The organism is Crateriforma conspicua, from assembly GCF_007752935.1.
Classification (GTDB): Bacteria; Planctomycetota; Planctomycetia; order Pirellulales; family Pirellulaceae; genus Crateriforma; species Crateriforma conspicua.
In genome coordinates this window covers 3894839-3915540 of sequence record NZ_CP036319.1, presented here as the reverse complement: position 1 = coordinate 3915540, position 20702 = coordinate 3894839, and the positions used below count along the sequence as shown (strand labels likewise).

Annotated in this window: 11 protein-coding genes; 7 read left to right on the top strand and 4 right to left on the bottom strand. The window is 57.6% G+C overall.

Annotated elements, in window-relative coordinates; translation table 11 throughout:
- Positions 1–10: 10 nt before the first annotated feature.
- Complete coding sequence (locus Mal65_RS14420) at positions 11–784, bottom strand: AraC family transcriptional regulator (protein ID WP_145298883.1); 774 nt, start codon at positions 782–784, stop codon at positions 11–13.
- A 221-nt stretch (positions 785–1005) separates the two neighbouring features.
- On the opposite strand from Mal65_RS14420, the gene Mal65_RS14415 reads away from it, so the two are divergent.
- The 4 genes from Mal65_RS14415 (at position 1006) to Mal65_RS14400 (ending at position 7515) form a co-directional block, all read left to right on the top strand.
- A complete protein-coding gene (locus Mal65_RS14415) occupies positions 1006–4257 on the top strand; it encodes a DUF1553 domain-containing protein (RefSeq protein ID WP_196784165.1) in 3252 nt (1083 codons plus the stop codon).
- Entirely contained in the window at positions 4254–5711 is a 1458-nt protein-coding gene (locus Mal65_RS14410) for a DUF1501 domain-containing protein (RefSeq protein ID WP_145298877.1), read from the top strand. Before Mal65_RS14415 ends, Mal65_RS14410 begins: the two co-directional genes overlap by 4 nt.
- Before the next feature lie 105 nt (positions 5712–5816).
- On the top strand, positions 5817–6218 hold the full coding sequence (locus Mal65_RS14405; protein WP_145298874.1) for an ester cyclase: 402 nt from the start codon (positions 5817–5819) through the stop codon (positions 6216–6218).
- A gap of 361 nt (positions 6219–6579) precedes the next feature.
- On the top strand, positions 6580–7515 hold the full coding sequence (locus tag Mal65_RS14400; RefSeq protein ID WP_165701278.1) for a hypothetical protein: 936 nt from the start codon (positions 6580–6582) through the stop codon (positions 7513–7515).
- Positions 7516–7642: 127 nt separating this feature from the next.
- Here Mal65_RS14400 and smc read toward each other — a convergent pair whose 3' ends face one another.
- Positions 7643–11266: a chromosome segregation protein SMC gene (smc, locus tag Mal65_RS14395; protein ID WP_145298869.1), complete on the bottom strand. Its 3624-nt coding sequence runs from the start codon at positions 11264–11266 to the stop codon at positions 7643–7645.
- 465 nt (positions 11267–11731) lie between these two features.
- Here smc and Mal65_RS14390 point away from each other — a divergent pair, with 465 nt between their 5' ends.
- Both Mal65_RS14390 and Mal65_RS14385 read left to right on the top strand, forming a co-directional pair.
- A complete protein-coding gene (locus tag Mal65_RS14390; RefSeq protein WP_145298865.1) occupies positions 11732–12796 on the top strand; it encodes an acyl-CoA desaturase in 1065 nt (354 codons plus the stop codon).
- A gap of 253 nt (positions 12797–13049) precedes the next feature.
- On the top strand, positions 13050–13583 hold the full coding sequence (locus Mal65_RS14385; RefSeq protein ID WP_145298862.1) for a hypothetical protein: 534 nt from the start codon (positions 13050–13052) through the stop codon (positions 13581–13583).
- 199 nt (positions 13584–13782) lie between these two features.
- Here the strand turns inward: Mal65_RS14385 and Mal65_RS14380 are convergent, their stop codons facing one another.
- Both Mal65_RS14380 and Mal65_RS14375 read right to left on the bottom strand, forming a co-directional pair.
- Positions 13783–16188, bottom strand: a complete 2406-nt coding sequence (locus Mal65_RS14380; RefSeq protein ID WP_145298859.1) for a PKD domain-containing protein — start codon at positions 16186–16188, stop codon at positions 13783–13785.
- Between the two features lie 313 nt (positions 16189–16501).
- The gene (locus Mal65_RS14375; RefSeq protein ID WP_196784164.1) at positions 16502–17854 is read right to left on the bottom strand and encodes a hypothetical protein; all 1353 of its coding nucleotides are present in this window, start codon (positions 17852–17854) and stop codon (positions 16502–16504) included.
- 585 nt (positions 17855–18439) lie between these two features.
- Here Mal65_RS14375 and Mal65_RS14370 point away from each other — a divergent pair.
- Positions 18440–19483: a hypothetical protein gene (locus Mal65_RS14370; protein WP_145298853.1), complete on the top strand. Its 1044-nt coding sequence runs from the start codon at positions 18440–18442 to the stop codon at positions 19481–19483.
- Positions 19484–20702: the final 1219 nt, after the last annotated feature.

The following is a 20702-nucleotide window of genomic DNA, read 5'->3' as shown; positions in this document are numbered from 1 at the left end:
CGACGCGTCGCTACGATCGTTCGTCGCGAAAACGTTTTCGGTACGCTTTGGGCGTCATGCCGGTGTACTTGCGAAAGCGTTTCGTGAAATGGCTCTGGTCAAAAAAGCCGACCGCCAGGCCGACATCGGCAATGGACTGGGATGACCCGACCAACCGGTCCTGGGCATCTTGGATGCGTCGTGACAAAAGGTACTCGCTGGGCGTCATCCGAAAGAGCGTTCGGAAACGCGTGTTGAACTGCGTCGATGACAGTCCCGACATCTCCGCCAGTTCTGACATCGACACCGATTCGGCGTAGTGCTGATCCAGGTGTCGGACCGCGGGCAACAGTTCACGAAAGAACGACGCTTGTTCCTCCGGGGTTTCGATCGGGTACATCACGCCGGCCAATCCGACAACGTGCTGCTGTGAATTGGTCACCGGCGTCTTGGTCGACACGTACCATCGCGGGGCGCCCGCAACGTGGGGAACCAACCAAATCTGGTTGGCGATGATTTGGCCGCTGGAAAACACGCGGCGATCTTCGGCGTGATAGGCTTCGGCCAGAGCGACCGGTTGGAAATCCAAGTCGGTTTTGCCCAAAAGTTGGTCCAATCGCTCCAGCCCGAACACGTCACGTAGGTTCCGCTGGTTGGCGTCCACGTAACGGTGCTGAGTGTCTTTGGCGTAAAACAGAGTGCCCGGAAGATGGTCAAACAACCGTAAAACGTGACGCACATCCGGGTGGTGAGCGAAAAAGTTTTCGCGAACGGATTGGCCGTCTGGCGATGGTGAATTCGTCAATGGTGGCGGGTTTGGGGACCGAAGTCGGGAAGCGGCGGACCGGAAGGTCACACTGGTGGCGTCCGTCAAAACATACCAAAAGTGTCGTCCGGTAATACAAGACCCGTGACGTGATTGATCGATAATACGGTTTTAGCGGTGGCGAAACGAACCTTCCCCAGCAGCTTCATTCGGGCTAAATGATAAATCCTACCAACACGGTTTTGATCCCTGCCTGCCTTTTGGCCGTCATATTGGCGGTCTTCGATTGCGGCACGGCGTCCGCGTCCGATTCAGCCGCGACGGCGATATCCGAGGGCAACGACGATCGCACCACGGGCGAGTTGCCCCCGACCATTTCATTCAATCGTGACGTGCGACCGATTTTGTCGGACCGGTGTTTCAAGTGTCATGGACCGGATGCCGAGAACCAGGATTCGGATCTGCGTCTGGACACGCATGAAAACGCCATTGCCGATTTGGGCGGATACCAGGCGATCGTTCCGGGAGATCTGGAGGCCAGTGAGCTTTACCTGCGGATTCACAGCGACGACGAAGACTTGGTGATGCCACCGGCTGATTCGCTTCGCGGACTGTCGAAGAAGGAAAAACAAATTCTGGATCAGTGGATCTTGCAGGGCGCGCCCTACGAACGTCATTGGTCTTTCCAAACGCTGCCCAAAAGTATTCCCGTTCCGTCGATCGATGATCCATGGGTGACCAACCCGATCGACCGATTCGTGATGGCTGCGATGCAACAACAGAACGTTTTGCCAGCCGATCCGGCAAGCAAGGAAAAGTGGTTGCGTCGCGTGACGTTTGATCTGACCGGACTGCCGCCGACACTGGATCAGATGGACGCTTTCATAGCCGATGATTCGGAGACGGCGTTCGAAACCGTTGTCGATCGGTTGCTGACGTCCGACGCGTGTGCCGAACGTTTGACCAGCGAATGGCTGGACGTCGCACGGTATTCCGATTCGTTTGGGTACCAACGAGATGATACACGCTACGTTTGGCCGTACCGAGATTGGGTCATCGACGCCTTTCGACAAAACATGCCCTACGACCAGTTCATCACGTGGCAAGTCGGCGGCGATTTGATTCCCGATGCCACGGAACGACAAGTCTTGGCGACGACGTTCAACCGCCTGCATTCGCACAAGAAGGAAGGCGGCGTGGCATTGGAGGAGTTTCGGATTGAAAACGTTGCCGACCGGACACAAACCTTCGCGGCAGCGTTCTTGGGTTTGACGCTGGAATGTTCACGGTGTCACGACCATAAGTATGACCCGATCACGATGAAGGATTACTATTCCTTGTCGTCGTTTTTTGCCAATGTCGATGAACGCGGCTTGATCTCGTACTTCACCGATGCGGTGCCCACGCCGGCGATGCCGTTGCCCAACGATGAACAACGTCAACGGTTGGAACAGGCGGGCAAAGACGTTGCAGCGGCCCAGAATCGATACAACACAGCCGTCAAATCGGCACACGTGCGATTCGAACGATGGCTGGATCAGATCGACGTCGACGAAGCACAGTCAAATACGATCTGCGACCAAGTGGTGGCGTTGTCGTTCGACCAATGGGTGCCGGCTACCGAAGACGAAGCGGTGGAGGAGACAGGGAAAAAGGTTCCGCCGGATTCGATGCGGGCGATGCCCAACGAAGTCAACGCCGACCACCGTGCCGTGACGTCGGATGCGAATCAACTGGTCGACGGACGCCGCGGCAAAGCCATTCGTTTGACCGGTGATGACGCCGTGGTATTGCCTGGCATGGGACACTATGAACGCCATCAACCGTTTTCGGTTTCGTTGTGGATGCGATCTTCCGAAACGGACCAACGTGCGGTCATCTATCGTCGATCCCGCGGTTGGGACGATGCGGGATCGATCGGGTATGAATTGACCAAACTGGGCGACAAGCTGAGTGCCAAACTGGTTCACTTCTGGCCCGGCGATGCCATTTGCGTGGAAACCACCGAACCGATCGTCGCGGACCGCTGGTACCACGTCGCGGTCACTTACGACGGTTCCTCCAAAGCGTCGGGGCTGAGGATCTTCATCGACGGATCACCCGCGGACACCGATGTTGTTCAGGACAACCTGACTCGCACCATCACCCAGTGGCGTCAGGGGTACAACGACTTTGCGATCGGTTCACGTTATCGCGATCGTGGTTTCAAAGACGGCATGGTTGACGATTTTGCGTTGTTCGAGCGCTGTCTGTCACCGATCGAAGTCCGCCAGTGTTTCGACGGGCGGTCATTGTCGGATCGATTGGCGACGTCCCCCGACCAGTGGTCGGCCGATGATCGTCAGCAGATGCTGCAGTATTTCGTTTCTGCGATTGATCCGTCGTGCCGGTCCGCGATGGACGAGTTGACCGCGGCGCGAGAGGAATACGGCGCAGCGATGGACGCGACCGAAGCAATCACGATCATGCGGGAACAAAGCGAACCGCGACCCGTGTATATCTTGAACCGTGGCGTGTATGACCAGCGTGGCGATCAGGTCACCGCCGACACCCCTGAATTCTTGCCGCCGTTTCCCGATTCTGCACCTCGCAATCGCTTTGGGTTGGCCCGTTGGTTGACCGACCCGGATCATCCCTTGACCGCTCGCGTGGTGGTCAATCGGTATTGGCAATTGTTGTTCGGCAACGGATTGGTCCGAACGCCGGAGGACTTTGGCAATCAGGGTGAACCGCCGACCCATCCGGAACTGCTGGACTGGCTGGCACGCGACCTGGTTGATCATGGCTGGGATCTTCGCCGTCTGTTGCGAATGATGGTTCTGTCATCGACCTATCGACAAACGTCCGTGGTCGATCCGGAAAAGCGTCAGGCGGATCCGGAGAATCGCTGGCTCGCCCGTGGTCCGGATCAACGGTTGTCGGCGGAAATGATCCGAGACAACGCTTTGGCCGTCAGCGGATTGCTGGTGCGTGACGTTGGTGGTCCACCGGTCAAGCCGTATGACGTGGCGTTGGCATACACGCCGTTGCCGGTCGACGAAGGTGCAAAGCTTTATCGACGCAGTCTGTACACGTTTTGGAAACGGACATCGCCGTCGCCGGTGATGATGACGATGAACGCCAGCAAGCGAGAAGTCTGTCGGTTGAAGCGCGAGGTCACGGCTTCTCCGCTGCAAGCTCTTGTGTTGATGAATGGTCCACAGTTCACCGAAGCCAGTTTGGTCGCCGCGGCGAATTGGTTGGTGGAATACGATGATGATACGGACACGATCATTCGTGTGGCGTTTCGTTCGTTGACCGGACGTGAACCGAACCAGCGGGAGCAAGAAATTCTTCGCCAGTTGATCGACGAACAGACCGAAATTTATCGGTCCGAAACCGATCTGGCGAAACAATTTGTACAGTCGGCGTCGCACGTGGACACGCCGCCACAGGACACCGCACGATGGGCGGCGGTGGCCGTGATGGTCAACGCGGTCATGAACCTAGATGAATGTGTGAGGCATCAATGAACCAGTCAAATCTTTGCACCGGACATGATTCGGGGCTGACGACACGTCGGACGTTTTTGTCGCGATTCGGTTACGGTCTTGGTTCGATCGCTTTGGCGGACTTGTTAAGCGCCGATGGAGCCACCGTTTCGCCTGGATCTTCCGCGGGTGGTGCGATTACGCCGCATTTTGAGCCCAAAGCCAAGCGAGTGATCTTTCTGTTCCAATCGGGGGCGCCGTCCCAGATGGAATTGTTTGATCCCAAGCCGATGCTGAACGAACTGCACGGTACTGAAATGCCGGCGTCGGTCCGCATGGGCCAGCGTTTGACGGGCATGAGTGCGCACCAGGCCAGTTTGCCGCTGGTTGGTTCACCGTTCAAGTTCGCACAGCACGGTCAAAGCGGAACTTGGTTGAGCGAACTGCTGCCGCACACGTCCAAGGTCGCCGATGACATGTGCATCATTCGGTCCATGAATACCGAAGCGATCAATCACGGACCAGGCGTGACCATGATGCAAACCGGCAGCCAGTTTCCGGGCCGACCGAGTATGGGATCGTGGTTGTGGTACGGGCTGGGCAGCGAAAGCCAGGATCTTCCCGGATTCGTCGTGATGGTGTCGACCAAGCGTGGCGGGCAACCGCTGGTTTCGCGGTTGTGGGGCAGCGGTTTTCTGCCGGGCAAGTATGACGGCGTGCGTTTGCGACCAGATGAAAATGCCGTTCTGTATCTGAAGAACCCCGCCGGCGTGGATCGAAAGGGCCGACGTCTGGCACTGGAACGTCTGCAAGAACTGCATCAGTTGCAATTGAACGCCACGTCGGATCCTGCTTTGGAGACGCGGATCGCACAATATGAAATGGCGTTTCGTATGCAGTCGTCGATACCTGAGGTGACGGATATATCAGGCGAGACCGAAGCGACGTTGAAGATGTATGGCGACGATGTCACAACGCCGGGAACGTACGCGTCAAACTGTTTACGCGCCCGACGTTTGGCCGAACAAGGCGTCCGGTTCATTCAGCTGTATCAACCCGGATGGGATCACCATGGCGGATTGCCGGGCGGCATTCGCAACCAGTGCCGGATCACCGATCAGGCGACCGCCGCGTTGATCCAGGATCTGAAACAACGGGACATGTTGAAGGACACGCTGGTCATTTGGGGCGGTGAATTCGGAAGAACCAGTTACTGCCAAGGCAAGATCGGACCAAAGAACTACGGCCGGGATCACCACCCGCGTTGCTTCAGTTTGTGGATGGCCGGTGGCGGCGCCCCTGGCGGTTACACCCACGGCGAAACCGATGAATTCAGCTATAACATCGTCAAGGACGGTGTGCACATTCACGACTTCCATGCCACCGTGCTGCGACTGCTTGGGATCGATCACGAACGCCTGACGTTCCGATACCAAGGACGTGACTTTCGTTTGACCGATGTGCACGGACATGTCGTCGACCCGTTGATCGCCTAGGATTCGCGGATCGCCTTGGGGGCACGATCGGTTGGCGTTTGTGTATCGTCTGAATGATCCATCACCGCATCGGTCAATTCGTGAAGTCGCCCGGGAGATACTTACATGACGACGCCGCAACGACTTCGTGACTACTATGCCGCCTGGTCGCGGCAAGACGTGGATGCGGTCCTGCAATTCTTTAATGATCAGTCTTCGTTCGAGGACTTGGCGTTCGCCGCCAAGTTTGACGGACTTGCTCAGATCCGGTCCTTCATCGAACTGACCTACGCCGGTTCACCGGACTTCGAAGTCCATCCGACGGAGGTCATGGTCGACGGTGATAATGCGGCGGCGTCATGGGTGATGAGCGGGACGCACCGTGGCGACTTGCCAGGATTTCCGGCAACGGGCAAACGCTTCGAGGTCCGTGCCGCGTCGATCATTCAGATGTCCGGGCCGACGATTCACCGGATCGTCGACTATTGGAACCCGGTCGAATTTCAGCGTTCGGTGGGGCTGCTCTGAAAACGCGAGCCATGCGGCGGTATCGCCGCGGACCAAGCGTCAATCTCTAACCCGGCGTGTGGTGTGTTCTCTTTCGCTTCCCGAGGGGGTAAGGGACGCGATCACGCCGTTTCAATCCCGGGTGGGTGTGAATTCCCGACGATGAGGGCGCTGTTTTTTGATGAGTGTGCCGAATATTCCGGCGTATTTTGACTAGACTGCCGAGACTTTGCCAATTGTCTGCGCACGCGGTCTCACCTGAAGCCCACGTCACGGCATCGATCTTTTTTTGGGCCACCTGGTCACCGCAGACACTGGACGACTATTTCGATTTTCTCATCCGGATCCCTCATCTGTGTTTCTCTCCGTCATCTTTCGCTGCATGCCATCGCTTGCGTGCGTGGCCTTGTTGGTTTCTTTCGCCGGTTCGGTCACTGAAGCCGCCGTTTTCGATTCCTTTGATCCTGACCGACATGTGCGGTTCGCAACCGGTGCGATCAGTGTCGGATCGGAGTTGCCGGTCAATAGCGGTTTCTTGATCGATCACAACCAGATCAGTGGTGTGGGGATCAACAGCGTGGCCCTGATCACGCCCCAGCACTATGTGACGGCGGACCATGCCGCGACAGGCGTTGCCCAGTTTCGTGGCAGTGACGGAATCGTGCGACAGTACGCCAGCAATGGTTACACCACGATCGCACGAGGCGGAAACAATACCGACATTCGCATCTACACCTTGGCAGACCCGATCCCGACGGCGCATGGCGTCAAACCGCTCAGCATCGCGACCGCGCCATTCGCACCCGATTGGATGGGGCGAGATTTGTACGTGTTTGGTAAACGCGACGTCGAAGGGACCAGCATGCAAGTCGCGGGGATGAACGATGCCGACGTGGTTGCATTCAATGTCGAACTGAACACGGGGCAAATTACCAATTCGATCGAATTCGCGTACGAGCGTGGCACATCAAGTGATGAAGTTGGTTTGCAAGGCGGCGATTCGGGTAGCACCACTTTGACGTGGGCGGGCGGTCAGTTGGTTCTTGCCGGACTGAACAGCGGAATCCAGACCGGCGTCAGCCCGAGTGACACATCGGGTGTTTACCGAAATTACATCACGTATGTGGGCGGCTACGTCAACGAGATCAATGACTACGTCGGACAGACCGAATATCAAGGTCAAGCGTTGTCGATCAGCACGATTTCCGTCACCGCGGTTCCCGAACCCGGAACGATGTTGGCTTGTGGCGTGATCGCAGGCGTGGGCGTGGTGCGGAACTATCGTCGCAAGAGCGTCAAACGCAAGTCGATCGCCTGACGGATTGAATGCACCCTGTGCGACCTTGCGGTAACAGCGCCGCTTTCTATTGATCGTCGCCAGTGCTTCCGCAAAACCACTGAGTGATGAAGATCATCAGCGTTCGTGTGTAACAGCGGTCCAACCGCTAAGCGGCTTCGCCTTCGCTTTCGATTTCGCCCTTTTCGTTGACGTCTTCGAAGCGGATCGACACCTGCTTGCTGACGCCGGATTCTTGCATCGTGACACCGTACAAAGTCGTCGCGGCGGTCATCGTCTTCTTGCTGTGCGTGACGACGACGAACTTGGTCTGATCCAAGAACTCATTCAACACGGTGACGAAGCGTCCGATGTTCGCTTCGTCAAACGGCGCGTCGACTTCGTCCAAAACACAAAATGGACTGGGGCGGTACTGGAAGATCGCCATCAACAGTGCGACGGCGGTCAGCGCTTTTTCGCCGCCGGACAACAGCGAGTTGCTGAAGCTGGGTTTGCCAGGCGGCGTCGCGACGATTTCTACACCGGCTTCCAACGGGTCTTCGTCTTCTTCCAAAATCAAATCGGCGTTACCACCGCCGAATGACTTGCGATACAGCTTGCGGAAGTTCTGGCGGATCGCTTCCAGCGTGTCCATGAACAAACGGCGGCTGTCCGCGTTGATGCGACCGATGATCCGCTGCAGCGAATCCTTGGCGGCGGTCAGGTCTTGGTATTGATCGTGCAGTTCGTCGTATCGCGTCTGCAGCTCTTCCAATTCCTCCAACGCTTCCAAATTGACCGAACCGGTCTTCTGCAACTGGTTTCGCAACTGGCTGATTTCGCGATCCACCGCTTCGCGGTCTTCCGGCGGTTGCAAGTCTTCGGGCGGTTCGGTGCCGCGCAGGTCGATCTCGTAATCCTCCAGCAAGCGGTCGGCCAGCGTGTCGCGACGCAGCCGAGCGTTATCCCGCGCGGACTGGATGGAATGGACGCGACCACCCGCCTGGGCAGCTTCCTTGATCGCCGCATCGCTTGCCTTTTGTGCGGCTTTCGTGGTCGTGCGAACTTCGTCAGCGGCTTGTGCCAGTTGACGGATTTCCGCTTGTTTTTCTTGTGACTGCCAATGCAGCATCGCCAGGCGGCTGTCGGCGTCCAACAATCGCGCGTTGGCTTCGTCGATTCGTTTTTGCGTGGCGTTTGCCTGGTCGCGGACTTCTTGAACCGCCGCTTCGCGTTGATCTTGATCGCGGTGTTGTTGTTGGATCGTCGCTTGCAGGGCTTCGTGTTTCTGTTCGGCCCGTGCAACGTCGACCGAGACGGCCATCACGTGCTTGGTCGCATCTTGGAATGCGGTTTCGGCACCGCAAAGAGCCTCGTCCAGTTCGGCACCCTGCAGTTCCAACGTCTCGATACTGTGGCGTCCCTGTTCGATCTCCGATGCAATGCGTTGTAATTCGCTTTGGACTGCCGTCAGTTCACCTGCGGTGTCTTCGTGCAGTTGTTCGGTCTGGCGGAGTTCACGCTGTTGGTGGTTCAGATTTTCTTCGGCGTGACGCGATTCGGCTTTGGCGGCGGCCCGAGCGGTGACGTCGCCGCGATGGGCTTGTTCCAACCGACCAAGTTCGGCGGCCAATTCATCGACGACTTTGTCCAAGCGATCCGCTTCGGCGACCTCCTCGTTCAATTGAAATTGATAGTGGTCACGTTCACGTGCGGCCGCGTCCAATTCGCTGCGACGGCTGACCAGCCCTGTGTCGGTACCGCCGGGGCCGACGACGATGGTGCCGTCGGATTCCAAGAGTTCGCCTGTGGTGGCGACGAAACGCAGCCCCGCACCGCTTAGCTTTCGCAGATTGAACGCCGTCGCCAGGCTATCGACGATCCACGTGTTGCTTAACAGGTGTCGTGCCAGTGGTTCGTCTTCTTCGTCACACTGCAGCATGCGATCGGCGCGGCCGACGACGCCTTTGATACCGTCAAGGCGGATGCGATCGCCCGGTCGCCGGGTGGGCAATTCATCGATCCGGATCAGTCCGACTCGACTGTTGACTTCGACCTCTTTGTTCAAAATCGCCTGTTGCGTCAGATCGCCGGTGACGACCAAGTACTGGCTTCGCTGGCCCAGGGCGGCATCGATCAGCGGCGCGACGTTGACATCGACGCGAAAACAATCGGCGACCATCCCGCGAACCGTGCCGGCCCACTTGTGCCGTGTGGCATCGTTTCTTTGCGCCGACAGTTCGCGCAGCCGATCCAGAATCGCGCGGACGCCGCCGGAGACGCCTTCTTGACGTTTCTGCAGATCTTGCAATACGTCCAGCCGCTGACAAACGCCTTCTAAGCGGCCGCGCAGCGCGGCAACCTCATCACGTCGACGACGTGCGTTGCGGCGATTGTCTTGCAGCTTGGCGTCGGCCAATTCGATCTGCTTGGCACTTTCGGCGATCGACTGGTCCAGTTGCGCGACATGTTCCGCTTTGGCCTTGGCATCCTGGCGTGCCAGTTCGACGGCTTCACGCGACTCGGTCCGGCGTTGTTCCAGCGACTGTAGTGCACGTTCTTGTTCGGTGCTTTTCTGTGTCAGCCGTTGTCGGTCGGCTTCCAAATCGGCGACGCGGCGAACCTGGACCAGGTGTTCGCGTTGGTTTTCAGTCCGCTTGGTTTGGACGTCAGCGACCTCGGCGCCGATCTCGTCACGCTGCTTTTCCGCTTCTTGATGCCTTTGGGTCGCGCGGTCCAGTTCCGCCTGGTATTCGGCCAAGCGTTGGCCTGCGGAGCGTAATTGTGCGGCGGCCGATCCGGCTTGAGACTGTAACAAACGAATGCGCCGGAGCGATGAAGCCTGAGCCTTTCGCAGGTCTTCGACGGTGGATCGATCGGCGGCGGATCGGCCTTCCAATTCCGCGATCTGCCCCAGCCACGCGCCGCGCTGTTCTTCCGCTTGGCGAGCCACATCGGCGATCGATTGCAATTCCAGTTCGGCCGCTTGGCGTTGTTGTTGCAGTTCCTGTTGTTGGATTTCCAGCTGTTCTTGTTGCTTGATCGCTTCGGCCAGTTCGATTTCGGCCGTTTCAAATTGCTGGGTCAGTTCCTGCCAGTCGGTCCACGCGACTTGGGTGCGAAGTTCACGCAGGCGTTCGGTCGCCTGGCGATACTTTTCCGCGCGAGACGCTTGGCCCTTCAAGCTTTTCAATCGCGACGCCACTTCGTCGACGATGTCGCCCAGACGCGTCAGGTTTTGCTGGATGCGGCCCAGGCGTCGTTCGGCCTCCGTTTTCTTTGCCTTGAAGCGACTGATGCCGGCCGCTTCTTCGAAAATCGCGCGGCGTTCTTTGGCGTTGGCCTGAAGCATCCGGTCGACTTTGCCCTGTTCGATCAGGCTGTAAGCGTCGATACCGATGCCGGTCCCGCGGATCAGATCGCGGACATCCTTCAGACGAACCGCCTGTTTGTTGATCAGGTATTCGCCTTCGCCGCTGCGATACACACGCCGGGTGACGTGGACTTCCGGGGCATCGACCGGCAGGTTTCCCGAGGAGTTGTCGAAGATGATCGTCGCTTCGGCGGCGCCCGAGGGGCCGCGGGTTTGCGAGCCCTTGAAGATCACGTCGGCCATTTCCTTGCCGCGCAGACTCTTCGGACTCTGGCTGCCCAAGACCCACTTCATCGCGTCGACGATGTTCGATTTGCCGGACCCGTTGGGGCCGACGACGACGGTGATGCCGTCGGGAAAGTCGAACCGAGTCCGATCGGCGAAGCTCTTGAATCCGGACAGTTCGAGCGCTTTCAGCATGCCAGGATCTGTCGACGGCTTCGGAAAAAGGCGGAAAAACGGGGATGATGCGGACCGGTTTAGGTTAGATCAAACGTGCGATCGGGCCTAGGGCGACTGGTCCGCCGTACCCGCACAGGCGTTGATTTGGCCGGCGGATCAAACCGCATCATCGCTACAACCCCTACGGTCCACCGCGGATGCAGCCGATCTGGGATCGGGCGAGCCGGCAATTCCCGGCACCCCTCTGCGGGGCACGGTACGGAACGCTGCGATGGGCGGTCGGAACAGGCAAAGTTGGCGGATTGGCCCGGACACCTGAACAGATTTTACACGGCCGTTACACGCGGCGTCGGGTCTGTGACAGGGCTGTTTCAATCGATTGCTAAGATTCGTCTCAAGCGGCGGTCGGCGTTGATCGAGACAGCGCATTTCGAAGCATCCGGCCGCTGGTTCACCACGGACTTTTTCCAGGATACAGACTGCATGTCGACCGTCATTGATTCGCCCACCCGAGAATCGGATCCGACGAAGGCCGATTCGCCTAAGTCGCCCAGCCTTGACCAGCATCCCAACCACGGGGATGCCAAAACCGGCGATGTGGCGATTCCACAGATGGAAACCGACGCGACCGGCATGGCGAAGCCGGATCATGGCAAGCCGACCGCCCAGGAACGGAGACGTCGTGACAATTTGAGCCTGTACGCCCTGGGTTGGCTGGGGCTGGCCCACATCGGATGCCTGTTCGCACCAATGACGTTCACCTGGGCCGGGTTGTTCACCCTGATCGGACTGCACTGGCTGACCGGCAGCCTGGGCATCTGCTTGGGCTATCACCGACTGCTGACGCACACCGGCATGAAGACGCACAACTGGGTGCGGTACCTGTTCGGCGGAATCGGATCGCTGGCCGGCGAAGGTAGCCCGTTGGATTGGGTGGCCGATCACCGCAAACACCACGCCCACAGCGACCAAGAAGGCGATCCGCACTCGCCCCACGACGGCGGATGGTGGAGCCACGTGTTCTGGTTGGCCTTTCACACCCATGACGGCGACCGCAAAGACTACTTGAACCACTGGGTCCCGGATCTGATGCGAGATCGCGGGATGCGGATCTTGGACAAGATGTTCTTGCCGATGAACTTGGCGCTGGGTGCCGGATTGTTCGGCATTGGTTACGCCTTTGGCGGCCTTTCGCTGGCCACGTCACTGTTCATTTGGGGATTCTGTCTGCGGCTGGTTTTGGTTTTGCACGCGACTTGGTTGGTCAACAGTGCCTCGCACATCTGGGGTTACAAGAACTACGAAACCGCCGATGACAGCCGCAACAACTGGATCGTGGCGATCTTTGCGTACGGCGAAGGCTGGCACAATAATCACCATGCTTACCCGCGAATGGCCAAGCACGGGCACAAGTGGTGGGAATTCGACATGACGTGGATGATGATCGTGCTGTTGAAGAAACTGGGCCTGGTTTGGGACGTGGTCGATTACAAGAACGCGGCCGAAAAACGGGCCCGGGCGGCGGCCCAAGCCGACAAAGCCGCCTGAGGCCACCTTTGGGGGACGGCCGTTTGTGCCGGATTCCGCGTCACTGAGGTGGTGCTTGTGGCGTTGGTTTCGCTGCAATTCCCGCGGCCAAAGAACGGCCGGTTGGCGTGGTGACGCGGCGCCCCGGGCGGCTAGACTAGAGCGGGGCCGATACGACGTCGGCCGCAGGAGCGTCGGTCCAGGCGAATGCGCTGCACGCGTGCGAAGCGGCGATTGACCTGTGACCACGATTTTCACTTGGCGGTAGGAATCAATGGCACAACTGACGATCTTTTTGGGCGTGCTGCTGTGCATCCAAACGGTGTTCGCGTTGTTCATCAATTCGGCGAAGTATCCCGCTGAATTCATCCCGATGATTGTCGGAATCCCTGTCTTGTTCGTCGGCGTCGTTTCGCTGAACCCACACCGCCGACGACGGATGGGATGGTTCTTGTTGTGCCTGGCGACCGTCGGTTTGCTGTTCAGCAGCGGTTTGTCGCTGCGTTGGTTCGGGCACGCGGCCGATCATCCCGGCGGCGTGATTGCCGTTCGGTTGGCCGGTGCGATGGGCGCTTCTTGCTTGGCGTTGGTATTCATCAGCCTGATGATGTTGCGACGACGGGCCGGTGGAAACGGTGGCGGCGTCTCGCGCTTGGCCGATGTATCACTGAGCAATGCGATCCAACCGCACGGCGACGACCAGGCAAGTTCGGAATGCCAATCGGAAAAGGCCGACGTTCGTCCCTTGTCCAGCCATGTGGCGCTGCCCGCGGACCGCGCAGAAGTCGGTGTGACCGAATCGGTTTGACCGCGTTTCGATGAATTGAGGCGCCCGAGTGAATCCAGCCGGCCGAGTGAATCCAGCCGGCCGAGTGAATCCAGCCGGCCGAGTGAATCCAGCCGGCCGAGTGAATCCAGCCGGCCGAGTGAATCCAGCCGGCCGAGTGAATCCAGCCCGCACCGTGGAATCACTCGTCTCGGTTCATTCGACGGGAATGCTAGGCGACTTAGAACAGTTCCGCGATCGCAGCATCCGCCGCGGAATCGTCGCCGAAGACCGACGACTCATCTTCATTCGGCAAATGGGCCGGGCCTGCCACTGATGTGACGATGGGGCCAGGGTTCGATTCGCCGGAGACGCCCGACCGATTCAATTCGTTGATGACCAAGAGTGCATCGAATGACGTTAGCAAGTAGTCACCGTTGACGTCGTAATACCGACCACTGAATGCGTCGGTTTGTGGGTCCAGTGTTTCGTCTTCGCCACGGCGTGAAAGTTCGTTGATCACCAACAATGCGTCCAGCGCGGTCGTGCCCAGCTGGTCATCCACGTCGGTGGGCGATTGCTGGTTCTGGAATTTGGGCGGCTCGTCGTCCAGAACCGACAAGCCGGCCGAATCCGACGCATAGCCTGTGGCCGTAAAGGTCATGTTGTACGAAGCGGTCAGTTGCGCCTGGTCGTCGTCGACCGCGGTGACGTCGATCGTCGTTGATGCCTGACCGGCAGGGATCGTGACCTGCCCTGGCAATGAAAGCCGTCGGTTGGTTCCGCCAACGTTGACCGTCAGCGGTTGTTGGGTATCCGTGTTGCTGCGTGTGACGGTCAGCCGGACGGGGTTGCCGCCTTCGATCACGGAGCCCGACGAAAACGCGGCATCCATCGCTTCGGCATCGGTCACCGCCAAATCGATCGATGCGGCCAAGTAATCGGCGGCGGTGGCTCGAATCGGGGCCATCTGCGTTCCATCCAACAATTGGTCGTCGACCGCATCGATCGGTACCACGGTCGTGGTCTCACCGGCAACGATGGTGACCTGAGCGGGGATGGAAATCTCCGATGCATCGGATTGTAGCGACACAGTGACAGCCGACCCGGTTGCCGATGACGGACGACTGACTCGCAATTGCGTCGCGCCCGTGCCCGCGTTCTCGGCGATCGTCTTTTGGTCCAACGCCAGAATCAACTGTGGCGGTGCGGTGACGCTGACGCGGAACGACGCGCTGTCTTTGCCTCCGTCATCGTCGGTAACGGTGACCGTCACGGTGTAGTTCCCCGTCGATTTGTAAACGTGGCTGCCGTTGAAGCTGGCCAACGTCACTCGGCTGGCGTTGCCGTATTGATCGATCGTCGCGGTGCCCGTCGTCGGCGTCGTGTTGTCGCCCCAATCGACGGTGTAAGTGAACGTTTCGTTGGTCGCCGGCGATGCTTTGGTGTTTCGGAAAGCAGGATCGCTGATCTTGCCCAGGTCCGTCAGCGACAGCGACTTGTCGACCAGAATCGTTTGGTTGCCGACGACGGTCAAATCGGGGGCGACGTTGGTGACCGTCGCGGACCGTTCGTACATCTTTTCGCCGGCACCACTGCCCCGCATCACGATACTGACCGGGTACGACCCGTCATCGCCATAGTCATGACTGGCCGAAATGGTGCCTTTGGTGCTGTGCACGCCCCAGCCCATGTCGTCCATGGCCGCAAAATCCAAGGGAGTCATCAGTTTCCGTGTGCCCATGACGATGGTGTTGCTCATCAACGGTTGCTGTCCGTCGCTGACCAAATCGCCACGGAAATGCCCCGCGTCGGCCATGGGGACGTTGCCGCCTTGGCCGTAAACCGCTTTGGCTTTCGCCCCGCCGAAACCAACGCCGCCCAGCAATCGTTGGAAACTGGATGCGGTTCCGAATCCCAAAACGTGCGCCAATTCATGAGTGGCCACGCTCAGAAAATCGTTCTGCGTCGATTTCAATCCGTCCGGGTCGGCGCCGAAGTACCACGACGTTCGGTTGTCAAACGAAATCGATCCGCCCCAGGGGCCAAAGTCGGTCGGCGCCGACGTATTCAGTGCACCCGATTCACCGCGGCCGCGGACCGTGTTCAGCCAGGATTGCGATCCCGATGCACTCCAGCCGCCGGACGCTCCCAAACCGATCGACCCACCGGGCAAGTCACGGGCGCCGACGAAGATCAAGATCTCGTTGGCGTTGACGCTCAGGTTGTTCAGCGTCGCGTTGGATCCGTTTCCCGGGTGTGTGAACTTCGCAGTCCACGTGTTGCTGCCCGACGGGCGGATCGCGGTCAAATCGTCGGTCAGTCGTTTGACCAACGCGTCGGCGGCCGTTTGCAGCAGGCTGCGCCGTGAAGATGTGAAGAACCCACCGGTGTCGTAGCGATAATCGAAGCGGATCTTAAGCGGGCCGGTCGACGTACCCCCTGAAACGGCAGCGGTCGATGTGGTGCCGTCGCCCCAATCGATCTGCGCGGAAATCGACCCAGACAATCCCGCGGTGTTCACCGATTGGGTGAACGAAAACGGGCTGCCCTCGGCCACCATCAGACGCCGCATCTCCAGCGGCTGGACGCTCAGCGGCCGTCGTTTTGTGCTGCGTTTTCTGCGATGGCGACGGGTCCATGTCATCAGATCGAGCTTCCAACATGCGAAAAGAAGGAATAGGGGCGAATCGGCCGTCGGTGTGGCAACGAACCATCGACGCAGGTTTGGTAGCAACTTGCGGGCCAGAAGATTACCGATGCCGACGGTCGAATGTTCACCAGGGAACCAGCGTAAACCAACCGCCCGAGTGGCGAAAAGCTGGAAAATCGCCCGATCGTACTGTATCGGTCAAGCTCCGCATGACAGAGCATTCTGAATGCTGGCGCATCCAGCGACGGCTTGCCCCCGGTGTCCCGCTCGGCATGACAGGGGCACTGAGCGGACGGAAATCGATTCGTCAGGCGATTCGGCCAAGTGGAACGAGTCGTTGTGGGACGTTTTGCAGCGTTTCCAAAGCAATGGTTAGGTGCTCGGGGCTGTTCTGAAACAAATCCTGCAAGTGGGATTCAGGATCAGTCAGCCAACGCCGGTAACCGGCCGCAATCAGGTCAGCGAAGTCGTAGTCGCACGCTCGCAACAGTCGAACGAAGCAGCGGTCCACAGCTTGTACCGCTTCTTCCGATACCGAGTCGCGGGTGCACAGAGCGAACAAGCCGGCGAAGACGAGGTGCTTTTGATGGTCATCCAGCATGTCCGTTGCCGTCTCGACGGTTGCTTCGTCCAATGCACCGAGTCCAGCAAGCGCGCACATGCTTTTCGCGCGAACTTCATCGTCGCGATGATCTGTCAGCGTGCGCAATTCAGTGACGATCGCTTCACCGGCAATCGAAGGTTCCTGTGCCGCCATGCGTTCAACTGCGGCGATTGCATTGAGTGTGATCGCAGCGGACGGCGACCGCAGTTTGTCCAGGATCAAGGATTCCTGTTCATCATCCGGCATGACGGACGATTGCAAGTGCCGAAGCGCGATCACCTGGTTGGATGTTGTCGGGCTGGCGGCCAGCTGCCACCATTCACTCTGCGTTTGCGACAGCAGCGTTTGTTTCAACCTTGGTTGAAAAAAGCAGTCGTTGGTTTTCAACAAGAACTTCAACGACTTTTGCATCGGCCGTTTGAGATCGCCGGGCAGTTCCTTGGCCCAGGCTGGCGACGACTCCTGACGAACCCAAGCGGCGATCGCATTGGTGTAGGCAAGTGAAGGGCCATCTAAGAAAGGTCTTGGGCTAAGTTCCCACTGCGTTGAATCCCAAGAAGTTGGATGTTTGGCAACCAGGCTGATGCTGTTTCGAATCATGCCCAGCCCTGTCCCCACGACGGCCAACTCAACCAGTTCGGGAAAGTGTGCCCCAGCGAAATTGTTCTGTGAAAGCAGATCGCAAACGACGCCGTGGATCAGTGTGGCGATTCCTAGGGCGGGATCGTTGTCGATCTGCTGATCAAGTGTGATCGATCGGTTGGTCGCGTCGTATCGGCCCGGCAATTCGCTGGGTCCGCTACACGAACTCCCACCGCAACATCCGCCCCCCGTGCTTGGTGCCTGCGGCAACCCAAAGCGAACCTGAATCCCCTCGACATCGTGCCCCAAGTGTTTGCCAACGAATGCAACCACCTGTTGCGGCGTTCGCTCGGCCTCGTACACCTGAAACAACGTCTCTCGGCTCAGCACCGGCAATGTGAACCGATCGAAACCGATGCATTCTGCGATTTGCTGCAGGCAAAACTCGAGCCGCGACTTCGCGGAATCTGACACATTCGCTTTCGGCCTAAAAAACACGACGCAGGACTCGGGGATTCAAAGGATGCATCAAACAAAACAGGACGCTGGACGCTTGCAAGAATACAGAAACTCCTGACCGCAAGGCAGCGCCAGTTTTCAGATGCATCCGCAGGCACCATTCACGCTGCCCGCTGGTCGGTCAGGCTAAGGTTAAGGGGACGGAGGGCTTTTTCGGGCTTGACCTCTTCCGGTTTCCAGGCACCACCCCTTCCGTTGGTCCCGTACATCGCGCCCAGGCTCCACCGCAACAGGCCTCCATGAGCGAGCGATCGACGTCGGTGTCGTATGTGATCAATACGTTTATCTGGGCCTGTCAACCCGCGGGCATCACTTCGGAAAAGACGCCTGACCCCTTTGTCGTGTTGACCCCTTTGTCGTGTCCTTGTCTGTTCTGCTGCCCCCTTTGTTCTGCGTCAGAAAAAAAGGAAAAAAGAGGGGGGGGGGTGGGGTTGCGTGTGTGGGGGGGGCGGTATATTCGACGTGATTAGTTTAAAGACGCCCGGATCGCGAGTTGGTCGCAGAAAACCTTTTTGCAGCACAATGTTTTTTAGACACAGTTTGGTTTTGCTGATTCATTTCTCGGTTTCGTTTCACATCTGTTTCGCCGAAGCAGCGGAAGTCGTTGTAGTTGAGCTTAGGAAGCTTGGCGATGGGTCGTACGCCGGCGAAGGGCATGTGCCTGCCGTCAGGGTTGGCACGCCTACCTCGGTTACGCTTCGAGTAAAGAATCCCACAGGTTCTGAGGTTGCATTTGGTGAGCCATCCACTTCCTGTAAGTGCGTCGAGGTGGAAAAAAGTGTTACACACATATCGCCGGGAGGACAAGGAGATTTTAGAGTCAATATCGCTGTTCCTCGGAGACACAACCGCGAACAAATCGTACAGTTTGTCAACTATTTGCCTAGCGATGCAGGAGGGGATGCAGTACGAATCTCGCTGCAATGTAAAGTAGAGGCGCTCCTGGCAACACCATCAGAGAGCATCGTTATCGAAGCCGACGAGACGTCCAAAATGTTTGAAGGACGCGTGCCGATTCGGTTCACTTCACCAGTCACGGCGAAGCTGATCAAGGCGAAGGTACTCGCTGAACATCATGGCTTGTCTGTTCGCGTGGGCCCGAAGACGTCGGATGGGGAAGTCTATCTGGAGATTGAGATGCCGACTAAGGATGTTGATTCGTCTCGGACTATTCCCATCCAAATCTTCGATGCGAAAAACAATGTGTCGCGTGAACTGTCAGTGATTCTGGCAAAGTCGCGAGCAATCCGTGTGGTGCCATCATCGTTGCGTATTCTTCGAACCCAGGACGGTGTCTACTATGCGCGGTTTATGGTCATTAGACAGAATAATCCTCGCGATTCAGATGCAAATTTTCAGTCCGGGCGTGCCCTGGTTGAAGCGACGCTTGATGGCAAACAATTGGTCGTCAAGCAGCTGGCAGTTCAACCACTGCTGCTTCGGTGCGAGCTCCGAATCCCGAGTGAGTTGGCTGAAGCGATAGCAGTGTCTGATTCCAAAAACTTAATTTTGCTTTCCATCAACTGGGGAAATGAGAAACTGACGGAGAGTCTGGAAATAGTTGCTTCCGCGGATGTTCAATAGTTCTGTTTTTGGTTTGCCAGCATTACCGGAGAGTTGGGGTGTGTGTTTCTTATTACTTTGCGTCCCATTTTGCTTTTTGTTTTTTGGTCGATTCTGCACTGCGCAACTAGGCACTGTTTTTCAATTCAACACGAAGGCCAATGAAAACGGTAACCCGACGCGTCAGCGAGGGATTCTTGATGAATGAATAACTTCGGCCCCTCGCTGACGCTTCGGGTTACCAATTGATAAACTGTGCCTAGTGAGTGACTGCAGCTATCTAATTCATTGTTAAGATTTGAATCGAGCCCGTCCGGCGAGCGTAGGCGGTGATGGGGCGAGCGGGTGACGACGCCTAGTCGGCGTCGCATCATAGAAGTAGAATGTTAATTCACGAGGGTATCAAATGCGATATGAATTTCTTGATCGCGTCTCTGCGCGAATTTGCAACTCGTGGTCAACGATGAGGTTGATTCTACTGCTGGCTATTTGTTATTCGCAGTTGCTTGGAAGTCTTTGTTGCGCTCAAGTAGTTGAAACGAACGAATCCGGCCCACAGAAGACTCAAGACTCAAGAATACCGGCCTCATTCTTAAACGCTTTGATTTCGAACAATGAGAGCATCAAGATCTTTGATGTAAAGTGTCGGATAGAGCAGACTATCGACAGACCTTGGGGTGACATTTCCGTTTCAGAGAGGATATTTCGCTATCAGTCGACTGGCTCGAATCCAGTCTTGTTCGTGTCGTCTCTGGCGATCGATCGTTTTGGGGCATCTAAGGCAGACGATGACTCGCGAACGAGAAGCATCTATGGATTGCAATACACCGACAATGGTCGCTATCTGCTTGTCACTCCAGGGAATCGGAAAAGTGGGAGCTACTCTGACATTGACCAGGTGCGTAAGAGTTTTGGTATACCCGAGTTTTCCACTCTGGGTATCAATCCTTTTCCCTTCATCGACCGCGTTGACGACGCGACGCGCGCATTCCTATCTTCGTTAAAGACAGGCGCAGAGTCAGTGTCTAGCCAGGAGGTTGGCCAGAAACACGTGCTAGTCGAGCTGTTTACAGGGGCTGAAACGCAAAGCGGACTCTGCACGCAATGGCGTTTTGATCGTGATACCTTGATGCCTGACCAGCGGGTTGTGCGTGTCCTTACCCCTGAGGGTACGAAAGGGAGAGTATTCTCGAGAACTAACTACGTTTGGAGATCGCAGAACGGCGTGTACGTTCCAGTT